Annotated in this window: 10 protein-coding genes, 2 tRNA genes, 1 rRNA gene and 1 riboswitch; of the genes, 6 read left to right on the top strand and 7 right to left on the bottom strand. The window is 62.1% G+C overall.

Features of this window, described 5'->3' with window-relative positions; genetic code table 11:
- Positions 1-246: 246 nt before the first annotated feature.
- The 3 genes from BLS26_RS22725 to BLS26_RS22715 all read right to left on the bottom strand — a co-directional run bounded on the left by BLS26_RS22725 (position 247) and on the right by BLS26_RS22715 (position 2,150).
- Positions 247-322, bottom strand: a tRNA-Ala gene (locus tag BLS26_RS22725).
- A gap of 57 nt (positions 323-379) precedes the next feature.
- Positions 380-456: transfer RNA gene (locus tag BLS26_RS22720), tRNA-Ile, on the bottom strand.
- A gap of 203 nt (positions 457-659) precedes the next feature.
- A 16S ribosomal RNA gene (locus tag BLS26_RS22715) occupies positions 660-2,150 on the bottom strand.
- Between the two features lie 884 nt (positions 2,151-3,034).
- Here BLS26_RS22715 and BLS26_RS22710 point away from each other — a divergent pair.
- Both BLS26_RS22710 and BLS26_RS22705 read left to right on the top strand, forming a co-directional pair.
- Positions 3,035-5,110: a LysM peptidoglycan-binding domain-containing M23 family metallopeptidase gene (locus tag BLS26_RS22710; RefSeq protein WP_092514766.1), complete on the top strand. Its 2,076-nt coding sequence runs from the start codon at positions 3,035-3,037 to the stop codon at positions 5,108-5,110.
- 186 nt (positions 5,111-5,296) lie between these two features.
- Positions 5,297-6,925, top strand: coding sequence for an SMP-30/gluconolactonase/LRE family protein (locus BLS26_RS22705; protein ID WP_092514764.1), 1,629 nt, complete (start codon positions 5,297-5,299; stop codon positions 6,923-6,925).
- 88 nt (positions 6,926-7,013) lie between these two features.
- Here BLS26_RS22705 and clpB read toward each other — a convergent pair whose 3' ends face one another.
- Entirely contained in the window at positions 7,014-9,653 is a 2,640-nt protein-coding gene (clpB, locus tag BLS26_RS22700) for an ATP-dependent chaperone ClpB (protein WP_092514763.1), read from the bottom strand.
- Between the two features lie 221 nt (positions 9,654-9,874).
- Here clpB and BLS26_RS22695 point away from each other — a divergent pair, with 221 nt between their 5' ends.
- Both BLS26_RS22695 and BLS26_RS22690 read left to right on the top strand, forming a co-directional pair.
- Positions 9,875-10,651, top strand: coding sequence for an MOSC domain-containing protein (locus tag BLS26_RS22695; protein ID WP_092514762.1), 777 nt, complete (start codon positions 9,875-9,877; stop codon positions 10,649-10,651).
- 55 nt (positions 10,652-10,706) lie between these two features.
- Complete coding sequence (locus tag BLS26_RS22690; protein WP_244541657.1) at positions 10,707-11,753, top strand: YeiH family protein; 1,047 nt, start codon at positions 10,707-10,709, stop codon at positions 11,751-11,753.
- A 1-nt stretch (position 11,754) separates the two neighbouring features.
- Here BLS26_RS22690 and BLS26_RS22685 read toward each other — a convergent pair whose 3' ends face one another.
- Positions 11,755-12,471, bottom strand: coding sequence for a TIGR02594 family protein (locus tag BLS26_RS22685; RefSeq protein ID WP_092514761.1), 717 nt, complete (start codon positions 12,469-12,471; stop codon positions 11,755-11,757).
- Between the two features lie 227 nt (positions 12,472-12,698).
- Here BLS26_RS22685 and BLS26_RS22680 point away from each other — a divergent pair, with 227 nt between their 5' ends.
- Positions 12,699-13,565, top strand: a complete 867-nt coding sequence (locus BLS26_RS22680; protein ID WP_092514760.1) for an alpha/beta fold hydrolase — start codon at positions 12,699-12,701, stop codon at positions 13,563-13,565.
- Between the two features lie 97 nt (positions 13,566-13,662).
- Here BLS26_RS22680 and metW read toward each other — a convergent pair whose 3' ends face one another.
- Positions 13,663-14,331: a methionine biosynthesis protein MetW gene (gene metW, locus BLS26_RS22675; RefSeq protein WP_172804667.1), complete on the bottom strand. Its 669-nt coding sequence runs from the start codon at positions 14,329-14,331 to the stop codon at positions 13,663-13,665.
- Between the two features lies 1 nt (position 14,332).
- The gene (locus tag BLS26_RS22670) at positions 14,333-15,550 is read right to left on the bottom strand and encodes a homoserine O-acetyltransferase (protein WP_092514756.1); all 1,218 of its coding nucleotides are present in this window, start codon (positions 15,548-15,550) and stop codon (positions 14,333-14,335) included.
- 83 nt (positions 15,551-15,633) lie between these two features.
- Positions 15,634-15,713: riboswitch (SAM riboswitch) on the bottom strand.
- A 164-nt stretch (positions 15,714-15,877) separates the two neighbouring features.
- Here BLS26_RS22670 and BLS26_RS22665 point away from each other — a divergent pair.
- A complete protein-coding gene (locus tag BLS26_RS22665) occupies positions 15,878-16,726 on the top strand; it encodes a chorismate mutase (RefSeq protein WP_092514755.1) in 849 nt (282 codons plus the stop codon).
- Positions 16,727-16,730 lie beyond the last annotated feature (4 nt).

Raw genomic sequence — 16,730 nt, 5'->3', positions numbered from 1 at the left:
CATTTACAACTCACTCACCTCACTCATCTTGCGATGAGTTTCGATGCGCGAGCGCCGAAATGACCTGGAGATTATGAATTGGATTCCGCAAATTGCTTTGCAGATCCAAAACTCGGATCAATCTCCTCTTTACGATGTCAGAAATCCCGCAAGCGCGTCCCGTAGGACGCGACATGCGAAGTGATGTTTTGCGGACGATGTTCGAAGCGCCTTGCTGAAAGCATTGCATCGATCTTCAATTCCATCTGGTGGAGCCAGACGGGATCGAACCGACGACCTCATGCTTGCAAAGCACGCGCTCTCCCAGCTGAGCTATGGCCCCGTACCAGAAGACGAATGCTGTTTGCCGGCTAGTAGAGACGCATGCACTCGATCAAAGTGGTGGGCCTGGGAAGACTTGAACTTCCGACCTCACGCTTATCAAGCGCGCGCTCTAACCAACTGAGCTACAAGCCCTAACACGAGGGTCTTGCCTGCGCGCACCAGCTCACGCCGATGCAACGCACAACGCTAAGCCCCGGCGCGTGTTCGTCCGCAAAAGAAAGAGAAACGTAGACGGCGAAATCCCGCCAATGCAGCTCAACAATCCTGACGATCGTTGGCCACTGATGTTTCTAAAACGGCTCGATAGAAGCAAGCTTCTGAAGAACCATCCTTAGAAAGGAGGTGATCCAGCCGCAGGTTCCCCTACGGCTACCTTGTTACGACTTCACCCCAGTCGCTGACCCTACCGTGGCCGGCTGCCTCCCTTGCGGGTTAGCGCACCGTCTTCAGGTAAAACCAACTCCCATGGTGTGACGGGCGGTGTGTACAAGGCCCGGGAACGTATTCACCGTGGCGTGCTGATCCACGATTACTAGCGATTCCAACTTCATGGGCTCGAGTTGCAGAGCCCAATCCGAACTGAGACGGCTTTTTGAGATTTGCGAAGGGTCGCCCCTTAGCATCCCATTGTCACCGCCATTGTAGCACGTGTGTAGCCCAGCCCGTAAGGGCCATGAGGACTTGACGTCATCCCCACCTTCCTCGCGGCTTATCACCGGCAGTCTCCTTAGAGTGCTCAACTAAATGGTAGCAACTAAGGACGGGGGTTGCGCTCGTTGCGGGACTTAACCCAACATCTCACGACACGAGCTGACGACAGCCATGCAGCACCTGTCTCCGGTCCAGCCGAACTGAAGAACTCCGTCTCTGGAGTCCGCGACCGGGATGTCAAGGGCTGGTAAGGTTCTGCGCGTTGCGTCGAATTAAACCACATGCTCCACCGCTTGTGCGGGCCCCCGTCAATTCCTTTGAGTTTTAATCTTGCGACCGTACTCCCCAGGCGGAATGCTTAAAGCGTTAGCTGCGCCACTAGTGAGTAAACCCACTAACGGCTGGCATTCATCGTTTACGGCGTGGACTACCAGGGTATCTAATCCTGTTTGCTCCCCACGCTTTCGTGCCTCAGCGTCAGTATCGGGCCAGTGAGCCGCCTTCGCCACTGGTGTTCTTGCGAATATCTACGAATTTCACCTCTACACTCGCAGTTCCACTCACCTCTCCCGAACTCAAGATCTTCAGTATCAAAGGCAGTTCTGGAGTTGAGCTCCAGGATTTCACCCCTGACTTAAAGACCCGCCTACGCACCCTTTACGCCCAGTGATTCCGAGCAACGCTAGCCCCCTTCGTATTACCGCGGCTGCTGGCACGAAGTTAGCCGGGGCTTATTCTTGCGGTACCGTCATTATCTTCCCGCACAAAAGAGCTTTACAACCCTAGGGCCTTCATCACTCACGCGGCATGGCTGGATCAGGCTTGCGCCCATTGTCCAATATTCCCCACTGCTGCCTCCCGTAGGAGTTTGGGCCGTGTCTCAGTCCCAATGTGGCTGATCATCCTCTCAGACCAGCTACTGATCGTCGCCTTGGTGAGCCGTTACCTCACCAACTAGCTAATCAGACGCGGGCCAATCTTTCGGCGATAAATCTTTCCCCGTAAGGGCTTATCCGGTATTAGCACAAGTTTCCCTGTGTTGTTCCGAACCAAAAGGTATGTTCCCACGCGTTACTCACCCGTCTGCCGCTGACGTATTGCTACGCCCGCTCGACTTGCATGTGTTAAGCCTGCCGCCAGCGTTCGCTCTGAGCCAGGATCAAACTCTCAAGTTGGACTTGAAACTTCAAACCGGCTGATCACAACGTTTGACGAGGTCCCACCATTTTTTGCCAGCCGAAGCTGACAAGCTGCCTGCGATTCACATCGCGGGCAACGATGGTGTAACCTATGTAAACGTGTACCGCCGAAGTCTTTCGTCCGGCCCCAACACTTCAATACTTGCGTATTCAAGTAATCGAGGCCCGCAAGGACTCCGCCGTCCACGTTTCTCTTTCTTCATCTTCACTTGTCAAACAGCCCGGGATCGCTGGGACCCCACCCTTCCACTGCTGGAAGGCTCCGCTAGTTCCTCATTCCGACGACAAATAACAACCGATTGTTATCGGCTGTTTGAGTCACTCACCGTAATGAGGAGCTACACGGGCACGAACAGATGCCTTGGCCTCAGAGCCAATGCATCGCCGCGCTCAGTGGCCGGGTTATAGGCCCGCCCTATCGGACCTGTCAACAGCCATCGTCAACAAATTGTCGCATCATGTGGAAGAAATTTTCGGCGCCAAGAAGTCCCTATATTTAGGGGCTTTGCGCCGCACTTGAGCCACAATCCTGCGACGTTCTGACAATAAGGTAAGCATCGAAGCACCGGATGCCAGTGGGGGCTGCCGGTGTTGATCTACCAGGGCGATCTACTTCTACCCGGGAATGGCGATCTTCACGTGAACCCGTCGCCTTTCCCACACGGCCGCGAACTTCGAGAGATTTGCACACCATTGACGTTCGAGACTCCGGCCGGTCTTCTTCTGGCCTCTGATTCCCGAATATTTATGCGTGCGGCACGCCATGCTCCGGGATCGCTCCCGCAAAAGGGGCGAACAATACGGTTCCGGAACGGGCGAAGGTCTTGTCGAATGTCGATGGAATTTGGGGGGATACGGGGTTGAGCCAGAAGGCGTCACGCGGAAGCGGCTATGGGCGTGAAGCCGGGATCATTGATCTCGGCCACGAGCCGCCACTTTCCGTCGACGGCTCCGAGGCTGCGGTGATCGATCGCCGCCGCGTCTCCGTACAATGGTTTAGCGGCACTATCCTGACTGGTCTGTGCGGCGCGGCTCTCATCGGCGGCGCCGTTTTTGCGTCGCTCGACGGCGAAATGACCTTTGCCAAGGTTCCCGAACGGGTCGAGGGCGCCTTGCGCGGCGCGTTCGGCGCCAACGACCGCACCGTCACCCTGCACAAGAGCGACCGGCTGCCGCCGCCCGGCGAATCCAGCGCCTCGCGCAATGTGGTGAAGGTCTCCACCGTCACCCGCGTCGGCAACCGCGACGTGATGCGGGTACGGCCGTTCATCCGCATCTCCGGCAACCTGTCGATGACGACGAGCGACCTTTCCGCAAAAATTCCGCCTTTCAACGCCCAGCGCATGCTGACCGATGTCGGCAGTGCGGCGCCCGCCGCCTCCGACGATCCGAACGCGGCCGATGCCGCCGAACCCGATGCCGAGGTCTCCTTCGTCACCAAGGACCTCGCCTCGGTGCTGCCGAAGGCGAAGCTCGCAGCCGTGGTCGCGCTCGACGAAATCCTGTTGCGGGTACGCGACGCCGCCAACTGGCGCGGCGCCGGTGCCGGCGTGCGCTACACCGCGCTCGCCAACGCCACCGCGGACGCCAGCGGCGCCCAATCCGATATGAAGCTGGCCTATGCCACCGAGGGTAACGTCTCCGATCCCTATGCCGGCTTTGAAACCCGCGTGGTGCCGGAAAACGTCACCCTGCTGGCCAAGACCAAGGAACAGATCACCGGCGGCAACCCGTCCGGCGAACGCGTTCATGTCGTGAAAAAGGGCGATACCGTCACCTCGATCCTGCGCGATCAGGGTGCCACCCCCGATGAAGCCAAGGCGATCGCGGCCACGCTTGGTCCCAAGGGCCGCGACGGCGGCCTGAAGGAAGGCCAGAAGCTGCGCATCCTGATGGCGCCGGCAAGTCCCGGACCCGGGGTGCGGCTGCAGCCCTATCGCGTGATCGTCGCCAACGACACCACCATCGAAGCCGTCGCCGCGCTGTCGGACATCGGCAAATACGTTGCCGTCGACGTCCAGAGCATGAATACCGTTGCCGAGCCCGCCGACAGCAAGGACGACGACGAAGATGATGACGGCACCGGCGTCCGGCTCTACCAGAGCATTTACGAGACCGCGCTGCGCAACAAGGTGCCGGCGACCGTCATCGAGGACATGATCCGGATCTACTCCTACGACGTCGATTTCCAGCGCAAGGTGCAGCCCGGCGACTCCTTCGACGTGTTCTATGCCGGCGAAGACGAAGGTTCGGCGATCACCGAAAAGACCGAGGTGCTGTTCGCGGCCCTTACCGTCGGCGGTGAAACCAAGAAATACTACCGTTTCCAGACCCCCGACGACGCCGTGGTCGACTATTACGACGAGACCGGCAAGAGCGCGAAGAAGTTCCTGGTCCGCAAGCCCGTCAACAACGCGATCATGCGCTCGGGCTTCGGCGGCCGCCGCCATCCGATCCTCGGTTACGTCAAGATGCACACCGGCGTCGACTGGGCCACGTCCTACGGCACGCCAATCTTCGCTTCCGGCAACGGCGTGCTCGAAAAGGTCGGCCCCGAAGGCGGCTACGGCAAATATATCCGCATCAAGCACAATAACGGCTACGAGACCGCCTACGGCCACATGTCGGCCTTCGCCAAGGGCATGGAGCCCGGCAAACGCGTCCGCCAGGGCCAGGTCATCGGTTTCGTCGGATCGACCGGCCAGTCGACCGGCCCGCACGTCCACTACGAAATCCTGGTCAACGGCCGCTTCGTCGACCCGCTGCGCGTCAAGCTGCCGCGCGGCCGCTCGCTCGAGGGTCCGATGATGGCGGGCTTCGAGAAGGAGCGCGATCGTCTCGATACCCAGATGAGCAACCGTGGCAGCGGCGCACGGGTCTCCGATGCCACCGGCACCGCCGGCGCCCCGCCGGTGCGTCAGGTCAGCAATCGCTGAATTTTCGATAAGATCCTGACGAACTGAAATCGCCGGCACACGATTGTCGTGCCGATTTGGCCGTGCGCCGGTTTGGCCGTGTGTCGATTTTGTGGCTGCGGCACAGTGGTTTTTGCGACAGGTTTCGTTTGCCAAACCGTCATCCCGGACGAATACTCTCCTCCAAAATCAACGGGAGGTAGCGTCATGACGAGCAGGCTTGCATGCAGTGCGACTGTTGCTGCGATCATTCTCACCACCACCATTATCGGCGCTTCGGCGCAGACCTATGAGGTCACCAAACTCGTTCCCGGTTCGGCGTTCCATGGCGTGCACGGGCTCGGCATCGACAAGTCCGGGCGCCTGTTCGCCGGCAGCGTCGCAGGCGCCGCGCTGTACGAGGTCGATCTCACTAATGGCACGGCGAAAATTGCGATCCCGACGCCGGAAGGCATGGCCGACGACATCGCGTTCGCGCCCGACGGCACCATGGCCTGGACCGGCTTTCTCACCGGCGATCTTTATTCGCGCAAGGGCGACGGCCCGATCAAGAAACTCGCCTCGGGGCTGCCCGGCATCAATTCGCTCGCCTACCGCAAGGACGGAAGGCTGTATGCGACGACCGTCTTCCTCGGCGACACCCTCTATGAGATCGACGTCGAGGGCGTCAAACCGCCGCGCCAGATCATGGAGAAGATGGGCGGCCTCAACGGCTTCGAATTCGGCCCGGACGACATGCTGTACGGCCCGCTGTGGTTCAAGGGCCAGGTCGCCAAGGTCGATGTCGACAAGGCCGAACTGACTGTCGTCGCCGACGGCTTCAAGGTTCCGGCCGCGGTCAACTTCGATTCCAAGGGCAATCTCTGGGTCGTCGACACCGCGCTCGGGCAGCTGGTTCGGGTCGATCCCAAAACCGGCGCCAAGAAGATGGTCGCGCAGCTAAAACCCTCGCTCGACAACCTCGCGATCGACGACAAGGACCACATCTTCGTCTCCAACATGGCCGATAACGGCATTCAGGAGGTCGATCCGGAAACCGGCGCGGCCAAACAGGTGATTATCGGCAAGCTGGCGCTGCCCGGCGGCATCGGCGTGGTTTCCGACGGCGACAAGGACACCATCTATGTTGCCGACGTGTTCGCCTACCGCACCGTCGACGGCGCCACCGGCGAAGTCTCCGAACCCGCCCGCATGCATGCCGACGGCGTGACCTTGGAATATCCGATGAGCGCCACCGCCAAAGGCGACGACGTGCTGCTATCGAGCTGGTTCACCGGCACGGTGCAGGTGATCGACCGCAAGACCGGCAAGACCACCGAAATGCTGCACGGCTTCAAGGCCCCGCACGACGCCGTCAAGCTCAGTGACGGCAGCATTCTCGTCAACGAACTCGGCACCAAGTCGCTGGTGCGGGTCCAGGGCGAGCATGGCGATACCCGCACCCCGATCATCGGCCTTCTCGAAGGACCGGTGGGCATGGTCCAGGCATCGAGCAGCGCTGTTTACATTACGGAGGCTTTTTCGGGACAGGTATCGAAGATCGAGACCAACGGAGTGAAAGACGTGATCGCCAAGGACCTGAAGATGCCCGAGGGCATTGCATTGGCGCCTGACGGCAAGCTGATCGTCGCCGAAGTCGGCGCCAAACGCATCGTCCAGATCGACCCGGCGAGCGGGACCATCACCGAGATCGCCGCCAATCTGCCGATCGGCCTCGCCGGCGCCCCCGGCGGATTGCCGACCAACATCCCGACCGGCGTCGGCGTCGGCGCATCGGGGGTGATCTATTTCTCGTCGAACATCGAGAATGCGATCTACAAGATCACGAAGAAATAACCCACAACCGTCATGCCCGGGACATCTGCGCGAAGACGTGCTTCGCACTTTTGCCCGGGCACGACGTCGTCGTTTAGCTGAACCGTACTCAGTTCAACTTCCGCTTCGGGACCGGCGCTTCGAATTGCGCGATCTCGGCGGTTTGCGGCGCCTTGCCGTTGAAGGTCAGCACGTTGCCTTCCGAGGAAATCGCGACGCGGTCGCCGTCGGCGACCTCGCCGGCGAGGATCATCTCGGCCAGCGGATCCTGCAGGCTGCGCTGGATCACCCGCTTCAGCGGCCGTGCGCCATAGGCGGGATCCCAGCCCTTGGCCGCGAGCCAGTCGCGCGCCCCGGCATCGAGCGTGAGCACGATCTTGCGCTCCTCCAGCAGCTTTTGGAGGCGGGCGAACTGGATCTCGACAATCCGGCCCATCTCGCTCTTCTGCAGCCGGTGGAACAGGATGATCTCGTCGACGCGATTGAGGAACTCGGGCCGGAAATGCGCACGCACCATGCCCATCACCTGCTCGCGCACCTCGGAGGTGTCCTCGCCTTCCGGCTGGTTGACCAGAAACTCCGAACCGAGGTTCGAGGTCATGATGATCAGCGTATTGCGGAAGTCGACGGTGCGACCCTGGCCATCGGTCAGGCGGCCGTCATCGAGCACCTGCAGCAGCACGTTGAAGACATCCGGATGGGCCTTCTCGATTTCGTCGAACAGCACGACCTGATAGGGCCGCCGCCGCACCGCTTCGGTCAATGCGCCGCCCTCGTCATAGCCGACATAGCCGGGAGGCGCGCCGATCAGCCGCGATACCGAATGCTTCTCCATGTATTCGGACATGTCGAGGCGAACCATCGCGGTCTCGTCGTTGAACAGATATTCCGCCAGCGCCTTGGTCAGCTCGGTCTTGCCGACGCCGGTCGGGCCTAAGAACATGAACGAGCCCATCGGCCGGTTCGGGTCCTGCAGGCCGGCGCGCGAACGGCGCACGGCGGTCGCCACCGCCCGCACCGCTTCAGCCTGGCCGACCACGCGGTTGCCGAGACTGCCCTCCATCTTCAGGAGCTTGTCCTTTTCGCCCTCCAGCATCTTGTCGACGGGCACGCCGGTCCAGCGCGACACCACCTGCGCGATGTGGTTGGCGGTGACCGCCTCCTCCATCATCTCGCCGGGATTTTCCTTGGCCTCGGTATCGGCGAGCCTTTTTTCGAGCTCGGGAATCCGGCCATAGGCCAGTTCGCCGGCGCGCTGGAATTCGCCGCGGCGCTGCGCGTTGGCGAGTTCGATCCGCAGGCCGTCGAGCTCGCTTTTCAGCTTCTGGGCGTTGGAGAGCTTGTTCTTCTCCGCGCTCCAACGCGACGTCAGGTCAGCCGATTTCTCCTCGAGATCGACCAGCTCCTTCTGCAGCGTCTGCAGGCGGCTCTTCGAGCCGGCATCGGTTTCCTTCTTCAGCGCCTCCTGCTCGATCTTCAGCCGGATGATTTCCCGGTCCATCGAATCGAGTTCTTCCGGCTTGGAATCGACCTGCATCTTCAGCCGTGCCGCTGCCTCGTCCATCAAATCGATGGCCTTGTCGGGCAGGAAACGGTCGGTGATGTAACGGTTCGACAGCGTGGTCGCCGCCACCAATGCGGAGTCGGTGATGCGCACGCCGTGGTGCTGCTCGTATTTGTCCTTCAGTCCGCGCAGGATCGAGATGGTGTCCTCGACCGTGGGCTCGCTGACGAAGATCGGCTGGAACCGGCGCGCCAAAGCAGCGTCCTTTTCGACGTGCTTGCGGTATTCGTCGAGCGTGGTGGCGCCGATGCAATGCAGTTCGCCCCGCGCCAAAGCGGGCTTCAGCAGATTGGACGCATCCATCGCGCCGTCGGCCTTGCCGGCGCCGATCAGCGTATGCATCTCGTCGATGAATAGGATGATGCTGCCTTCGGCCGAAGTAACCTCCTGCAGCACGGCCTTCAACCGCTCCTCGAACTCGCCGCGATATTTGGCGCCCGCAATCAGCGAACCCAGATCGAGCGACAGCAGCTTCTTGTCTTTCAGGCTTTCCGGCACGTCGCCGTTGAGGATGCGCAGCGCCAGGCCCTCGACGATCGCGGTCTTGCCGACGCCGGGTTCGCCGATCAGCACCGGATTGTTCTTGGTGCGGCGGGACAGCACCTGGATGGTGCGGCGGATTTCCTCGTCGCGCCCGATCACGGGATCGAGCTTGCCGTCGCGCGCGGCCTGGGTCAGGTCGCGGGAGTACTTCTTCAGCGCGTCATAGGCGTTTTCGGCCGTGGCGCTATCGGCGGTGCGTCCCTTGCGCAGCGATTCGATTGCCGCGTTGAGATTCTGCGGCGTGACGCCGCCCTTGCTCAGGATGGTGCCGGCGTCGCTGCCCTTTTCGAGCGCGAGCCCGAGCAACAGCCGCTCAACCGTGACAAAACTGTCGCCGGCCTTTTCGGCGGCCTTTTCCGAAGCATCGAAAGCGCGCGCCAGATCGGGGGCCAGATAAACCTGCCCCGCACCGCTTCCGGAGACTTTTGGGAGTTTGTTGAGGGCGTCCTCGGTGGCTTTGAGGATGGCGCGGGAATTACCCCCGGCGCGGTCGATCAGACCGCCGGCCAGGCCCTCGCTGTCGTCCAGCAAAACTTTCAGCATATGCAGCGGCGAGAACTGCTGGTGTCCGTCGCGCACCGCCAGCGATTGCGCAGACTGAATGAATCCGCGCGCCCGCTCGGTGTATTTTTCAATATTCATTGTTGCTTTCCCTCGGCCTGCCGTTCCCACCCCTAAGGCATGAAAATGGCATCTTCATTGGGTTTCCGCGCGGCTGCGTTGACATTCCTCAACCGGCCGGCAGTCGTCGCCATCATTTTGTAGGCTTGATGCAAATGTGGGCATCGGCGGCCGAAACGGAAGAGGCCGGCCTGCAATTTTGGGGCGGTAGCGGGGCTTGAGGGAATCCCCTACAAGGCCGAATGACCTCGTCTCCGACCGCGACAATCGCCGGCATTTACCGCTATCCCGTCAAAGGCCTCTCCCCGGAACCGCTCGGCCAAGCCGCGCTTCTGCCCGGCGAGACGCTGTCGGCCGACCGCCGCTACGCCATCGAGAACGGCCCCTCGGGCTTCGACCCGGCCGAACCGAAATGGCTGTCAAAACCCCACTTCCTGATGCTGCAGCGGGACGAATGGCTGGCGCCGCTGCGCACCCATTTCGACGATGCGAGCCACGTCCTGACCATCCGCCGGAACGGTGCGGTGGCGGCCGAGGGCGACCTCGAAACATCAGAGGGCCGGACCGCGATCGAGCAGTTCTTTGCCCACCGATATGCCGGCGAGATCAAGGGGCCGCCCAGGATCCTAACCAGCCCGGGCCACAGCTTTTCGGACGTCGCCCGCAAGGTCGTCTCGATCATCAATCTCGCGAGCCTCCGCGCCATCGAGAGCATGGTCGACCACCCCGTCCACCCGCTTCGATTTCGGGCCAACCTCTATGTCGAGGGCTGGCCGGCCTGGCACGAGTTCGAGCAACTCGACCGGACGCTCGCCATCGGCGATGTCCGCCTCAAGGTGGTCAAGCGCATCGTCAGATGCGCCGCCGTCAATGTCGATCCCGACACCGGCGCGCGCGACCTCTCGATCCCGAACACGCTGATGCGCCGCCTCGGCCACAACGATTGCGGAATCTATGCCGAGGTCATCGCCGGCGGCAGCATTGGCGCGGGCGACGCGATCGCGACGATTGTGCATTAGTCTTGGCCGCGATTCCGGTATCGTGACCGGGCACGCAGCCCCCTGAGGTCATCTCTTGCTCGAACGCGTCATCCGCCTCCTGCCTGGCTTGATCCTCTGCGTGGCGGTAACCGTCGTCGCGATGCTGCTTGAGCGGGTGGAGGTCGGTTTTGCCGGCCAGCCTTACCTGGAAGCGCTGGTCATTGCGATCCTGCTTGGCGTCGCGATCCGAACCGCCTGGACGCCCGGGCCGACCTGGAGTGCCGGCATCCAGTTCAGCGCGAAGATATTGCTGGAAGTCGCTGTCGTGCTGCTTGGCGCCGCCGTCAGCGCCAGTGCCGCGGCGGCGCTCGGGCTGGCATTGATCTTTGGCATTGCCGGCATCGTGGTGGTTGCGATCGCGAGCAGTTACGCGATCTGCCGCCTGCTCGGCCTGCCGTTGCGGATGTCGATCCTGGTGGCGTGCGGCAACTCGATCTGCGGCAACTCGGCGATCGCTGCGGTCGCGCCGATCATCGACGCCGACAGTGACGACGTCGCCTCCTCGATCGCGTTCACGGCCGTGCTCGGCGTTGTCGTCGTATTATGCCTGCCGTTTCTCGTGCCGCTGTTGAAGATGTCGTTGACGCAATACGGCGTTATGGCCGGCCTTACCGTCTATGCCGTGCCACAGGTTCTGGCGGCTACGCTTCCGATCGGCGAGTTGAGCAACCAGGTCGGCACCGTGGTCAAGCTGGTCCGCGTGCTGATGTTGGGCCCGGTGGTGCTCGGCCTTTCGCTGATCAGCCGCCACCTTCCACCGCAACACCGGAGCGGCGCGAGCGAAGTCAGGACGACGAGACGCTCCGGCCCTGCGCTGCACGAACTGGTGCCATGGTTCATCCTCGGCTTTCTGATCGTCGCCGCCTTTCGGTCGTTCGGACTGATCCCGCAGGCCATGCTGATCCCGCTGGCAACCACGGCCAGCCTGCTCACCACCGTATCGATGGCCGCGCTCGGATTGGGCGTGGATGTGCGGGTCGTGGCCAACGCCGGTGTCCGCGTCACAGCCGCGGTCACCGCTTCGCTTGTCATCCTGGGCCTCATCAGCCTCGGCCTGATCCGTCTGCTGCAGATCGCCTGATCTAGCCGGTCGGCATGACGTAGGCGTAGATCCGGCCGCGCGAGATCGGCGCTTCCCGGACCCGATTGCCGTTATTGCCGGATATCATGATCGGATTTCCTGACGCATCGATGCCGGTAATGATACCGACATGGCCGCCGCCGCGTCCGCGACTCATGACGGCGATGGCGCCGACCTGCGGACCGGAAACGCGCTCGCCGTAATGCGCGAACGAACTTGCCATGTCGGAGCCGGTGCCGCGATAGCCGGAGTGCTGCAGCACCAGGTTCATGAACCGCGCGCACCACAGACTGCCGCGGCCGGTCGGATTACCGCCGAGGTAGCGCCGCGCTTCGGCGACGACGTTCGATGAGGTGAAGCTCGCCGCCATCGCGCCTCCGGTCGGCGTCAGGGTTGAATTCGCTGCGGCGCTTGCGCTCGCTGCGGCGCTTGCGTTCGGTGAGAAGCTTGCATGGGTGTCGGCAAAGCCGCCCGCCTGCATCTGCGCCACACCGCGCTCCCAGCGCGAACTTTCCGTCAGATGCCGACGTTGGATGTGAACGTAATGCCGCCTCGCGTGATGGCCGGCGTGATAGGCGCGCGCATGACGCCCTCCGCCATGATGAGACCGTGCGTGAGCGGGCGTGACGGATACGGCGATCGACGCCGAACATAGAGCCAGTGCCAGAACTCGAGGCGAGACACGAAGTGAGCGGAGAAACGCAAGCAACTGAATCATAGATCATCCTCTGTAGCCCCCCTTCCCCTGTCGCGTTCCTGCGGAAACGAACGCGGCGGCGGTTTTGAGATTCGGGGTGTGACGAGAGGAAGATTTCATGTGGCAGTGCGAAATCGATTTCGGGGTCATTCCGCGATGATTCAGTGGCCATAAGCGATCAATGGTGCCGCATTGCCGCCGCGAGAATTAACTGCAAATCTGGGGCCGGCCAACGAGAGGAAATGCCAATGCCCCATGCCATTGCGAAAGATAATGTCCGTCTGTATTTCGAGGAAGCGGGAAGCGGAACTCCGATTATTTTCCTGCATGAATTCGCGGCCGACCATACCAACTGGGAGCCGCAGATGCGCTACTTCTCGCGCGGCCATCGCTGCATCGCCTATTCGGCCCGCGGCTACACGCCCTCCGACGTGCCGCCGACATCGGATGTCTACACCTACAAGCATTTCTACACCGACGCGCTCGCCGTACTCGATCATCTCAACATTGCAAGAGCGCATTTCATAGGCCTGTCGATGGGCTCCTATTCGTCGCTTCAAGTTGGCCTCAACGCTCCGGAACGCGCGCTGTCGATGACGCTCGCCGCGGTCGGCTCGGGCTCGAATCTCGAAAATCTCGACGCGTTCCGCAAGCAGTGCCAGGCCAACGCCGTGCAGTACGAGACGACAGGCTCGATCGAGGTCGCCAAGGCTACGCGCGAGGCGCCGAGCCGGATTCCGTTCTTGCTGAAGGACCCGCGCGGTCACGCCGATTTCTATGCGGCGTTGGCCCGGCACAGCGCGCAAGGCTCGGCCAACACCATGCGCAGTTTTCAGGGTGGCCGGCCCTCGATCTACACCCTGACCGACGCGATCCGGAAGGTGCCGACGCCGGCGCTGATCCTGTGCGGCGACGAGGACGACAATTGCGTCGAGCCCAGCCTGTTCCTGAAGCAGCACCTGGCGGCGGCGGGACTGTCGTTCTTTCCGAAGTCGGGCCATGTGCTCAATCTCGAGGAGCCCGCACTGTTCAACGAGATGGTCGAGCGGTTCATTGCACTGGTCGAGGCCGGGAGGTGGCCGGTGCGGGATGCAAGGTCGATGAAGCCGGGGTGATCGTCTAGCTGTCATTCCGGGGCACGCGAAGCGTGAACCCGGAATCTCGAGATTCCGGGTTCGATGCTACGCATCGCCCCGGAATGACGGGCAACAGCTATTTCCCCTTTCCAGCCCTCGACAGCAAAAACACGCCCTGCTCGCCGAACATGTTCCAGACCCACCATGGCAGGTTCAGCGGCACCGGCCGGCCGTAGAGATCGAGCGCCACCGCGCGTTCCATCTTGACGTTGATCTCGCCGCAGAGCTCGACGAAATCCTTGATCGTGCAGAAATGGATGTTGGCGGTATCGTACCAGGTCGCCGGCAGATTTTCCGTGCGCGGCATGTGGCCGCCCACCAGCAACTGCAGCCGCATCTTCCAGAAGCCGAAATTCGGGAACGACACGATGGCGCGGTGCCCGATCCGGAGCAGGTTTTCCAGCACCACGCGCGGCTGCCGTGTCGCCTGCAGCGTCTGCGACAGGATCACATAGTCGAAGGCGTCGTCGGGATAGTTGAGCAAATCCGTGTCGGCGTCGCCCTGCACCACCGCGAGCCCCTTGGCGACGCAGCGGTTGACGCCCTCGCGCGACAACTCGATGCCGCGGCCGTCGATGCCGCGGCTTTCCAGCAGTTGCAGCAGTTCACCTTCGCCGCAGCCAACGTCGAGCACTTTTGATCCGGGCTCGACCATGCCGGCGACCAGCAGATGATCGGTGCGGTATTTCCCGATGCGTTCGGGCGCGATGCCGCCGAGCGGCAAACTCTGTTCCTGCAACGCCATCTCAACCACCTGTCGATCCCGGGCCACCTGAGCCCAACCCGCGCGCCTTGCCTGCGGATTCCAGGAAGGCACGGGAAATGTCGAAGAATTCGGGAACGTCGAGCAGGAAGGCGTCGTGGCCGCGATCGGTCTCGATCTCGGCGAACGACACCCGCGCGCTCGACGCATTCAGCGCATGCACCAGCGCGCGCGATTCCGAGGTCGGGAACAGCCAGTCCGAGGTGAACGACACCACGCAGAAGCGGGTCTTGATGCCGCGAAACGCCTGCGCCAGCACGCCGTTATGATCGCCGGCGATATCGAAGTAATCCATCGCCCGCGTCAGATAGAGATAGCTGTTGGCGTCGAAGCGCTCGACGAACGACGAGCCCTGATAGCGCAGATAGCTCTCGACCTGGAAATCCGCGTCGAACGAGAAGGTCGGCAAAGCGCGATCCTGCATCCGCCGTCCGAACTTGCGATGCAGCGCCGCGTCCGACAGATAGGTGATGTGCGCCGCCATCCGCGCCACCGCGAGGCCGCGATGCGGCAGGGTGCTGTTCTCGGTGTAACGACCCTGGTGCCAGTTCGGATCCGCCATCACGGCCTGCCGGCCAAGCTCGTGAAACGCGATGTTCTGCGCCGAATGACGCGTCGCGCAGGCGGTCGGCATCGCCGAAAACACCCGCTCCGGATAGGCCACCGTCCATTGCAACACCTGCATTCCGCCCATCGATCCGCCGACCACGCAAAACAGCGTATCGATGCCGAGACGGTCGAGCAGCATCGCCTGCGCGCGCACCATGTCGGGGATGGTAACGACAGGAAAGTCCAGCCCCCACGGCTTGCCGGTGGCCGGGTTGGTCGAAGCCGGCCCTGTCGAACCCATACAGCCGCCGATGACGTTAGCGCAGATGATGAAGTAACGGTCGATATCGAGTGGAAGGCCCTGACCGACCATGTTCGCCCACCAGCCCGCCTTGCCGGTCATCGGGTGCACATTGGCGACATGCTGATCAAGCGTCAGCGCATGGCAAATCAAGATGGCATTGGAACGGTCCGCGTTCAGTTCGCCATAGGTTTGATAGGCGATCTGGAACGGCGCGAGATCGACGCCGCAATCGAGTTTCAGCGGCTGCTCCATGCCGAACTTCGCCACCAGCGAGGTCGGATGATCGGCCTCATGGGCGCGATCCTCGCTGTGGATCGACGGGCTGGGTATCGACTGCACATTTGTCATATCGGCACCGGCCTCCTTAGCGGAGGTCCATGGACAGAATCAGGCCAATAAAAAACCCGGCCTGAACAAAGGTTCGGCCGGGATCACTTCTGTCCCCGGCCTGTTTAGCGAGTTGTTTAACGTGGCTGCAAGCCGGCCGGCTCAAATGACCACGGAGAAAGCCAAAGCTAGTCCCGGGCAGGCTTTTCGTCAAGGCTTGTCCATGGTTAACCGTCTCGCCGCAGCGCACGGTCCCGCACGTTTCCTTTGCTTTCATCGGCCGTCTTTCCTAATCAATGACTGCGTTTGCCGGCAATTTCGACCGATCCGGCATTGAGAGTTGAGAATATGTCCAAGGCACCCCCGGCTCCGCCCTCGCTGCAGGAGCTACGCAAAGAGATCGACGCGATCGACGAGCAGGTCCACCGTCTGCTGATGGCGCGCGGCGACATCATCGACCGGCTGATCCAGGTCAAGCAGACCCAGGAAGTCGGCTCGGCGTTCCGTCCGGCGCGCGAGGCCTCGATGATGCGCGAACTGGTCAAGCGCCATCGCGGCATCCTGCCGCTCGACACCATCGAGAGCATCTGGCGCGTCATCATCTCGACCTTCACCTTTGTCCAAGCGCCGTTCGCGGTGCATGCGGATGTTTCGGTGAGCGAGCCCGCGATGCGGGATTCGGCGCGGTTTCATTTCGGCTTCGTCGTGCCTTATGTGGCGCATTTCAGCGCCCAGGCCGCGGTCGAGGCGGTGGCGAAATCCAAGGGCGATCTGGCGCTGGTCTCGGCGATCTCGAGCCGCACGCCATGGTGGATCGCACTCGAAGCCGACGGCGCGCCGAAGATCATCGCCCGCTTTCCGTTCCTGGAACGCGCCGACCATCCGGCAGCGCTTCCGGTGTTCGTGATCTCGCGGGTCGCCGACGACGCCATGGACACCGAAGTCCAGATGTGGAGCGTCCGCGTCTCCGGCTGGAACGCCGACACGGCGCGCGCGCTGGCGCCGCTCGCGGAAATCGTCGCCGTGCCCGATACCGCCTTCGACGGCGCGGCGCTGCTGGTGTCGGATGCCGGCACCGGCTTTGAGAAGATCAAGATGGCCTTGATTGGGGCCGGTGCGTCGGTGCGTTCGTCGGCACTCGTCGGCAGCCATGCAACGCGCTATACGGTGCCCCCGAACGGGGCTGCCAGATCTTGAACTG

Origin of the sequence: Afipia sp. GAS231 (assembly GCF_900103365.1) — a bacterium.
Taxonomy (GTDB): Bacteria; Pseudomonadota; Alphaproteobacteria; order Rhizobiales; family Xanthobacteraceae; genus Bradyrhizobium.
The sequence above is the reverse complement of the archived record's forward strand: the minus strand, read 5'-3'. Positions and strand labels throughout refer to the sequence as shown.

Excerpts from the sequence above, each read along its gene's own strand:
- clpB (WP_092514763.1), bottom strand. The coding sequence starts at position 9,653 with ATGAATATTGAAAAATACACCGAGCGGGCGCGCGGATTCATTCAGTCT.
- BLS26_RS22665 (WP_092514755.1), top strand. The coding sequence starts at position 15,878 with ATGTCCAAGGCACCCCCGGCTCCGCCCTCGCTGCAGGAGCTACGCAAA.
- BLS26_RS22685 (WP_092514761.1), bottom strand. The coding sequence starts at position 12,471 with ATGATTCAGTTGCTTGCGTTTCTCCGCTCACTTCGTGTCTCGCCTCGA.
- metW (WP_172804667.1), bottom strand. The coding sequence starts at position 14,331 with ATGGCGTTGCAGGAACAGAGTTTGCCGCTCGGCGGCATCGCGCCCGAA.
- BLS26_RS22670 (WP_092514756.1), bottom strand. The coding sequence starts at position 15,550 with ATGACAAATGTGCAGTCGATACCCAGCCCGTCGATCCACAGCGAGGAT.
- BLS26_RS22680 (WP_092514760.1), top strand. The coding sequence starts at position 12,699 with ATGCCCCATGCCATTGCGAAAGATAATGTCCGTCTGTATTTCGAGGAA.
- BLS26_RS22705 (WP_092514764.1), top strand. The coding sequence starts at position 5,297 with ATGACGAGCAGGCTTGCATGCAGTGCGACTGTTGCTGCGATCATTCTC.
- BLS26_RS22695 (WP_092514762.1), top strand. The coding sequence starts at position 9,875 with ATGACCTCGTCTCCGACCGCGACAATCGCCGGCATTTACCGCTATCCC.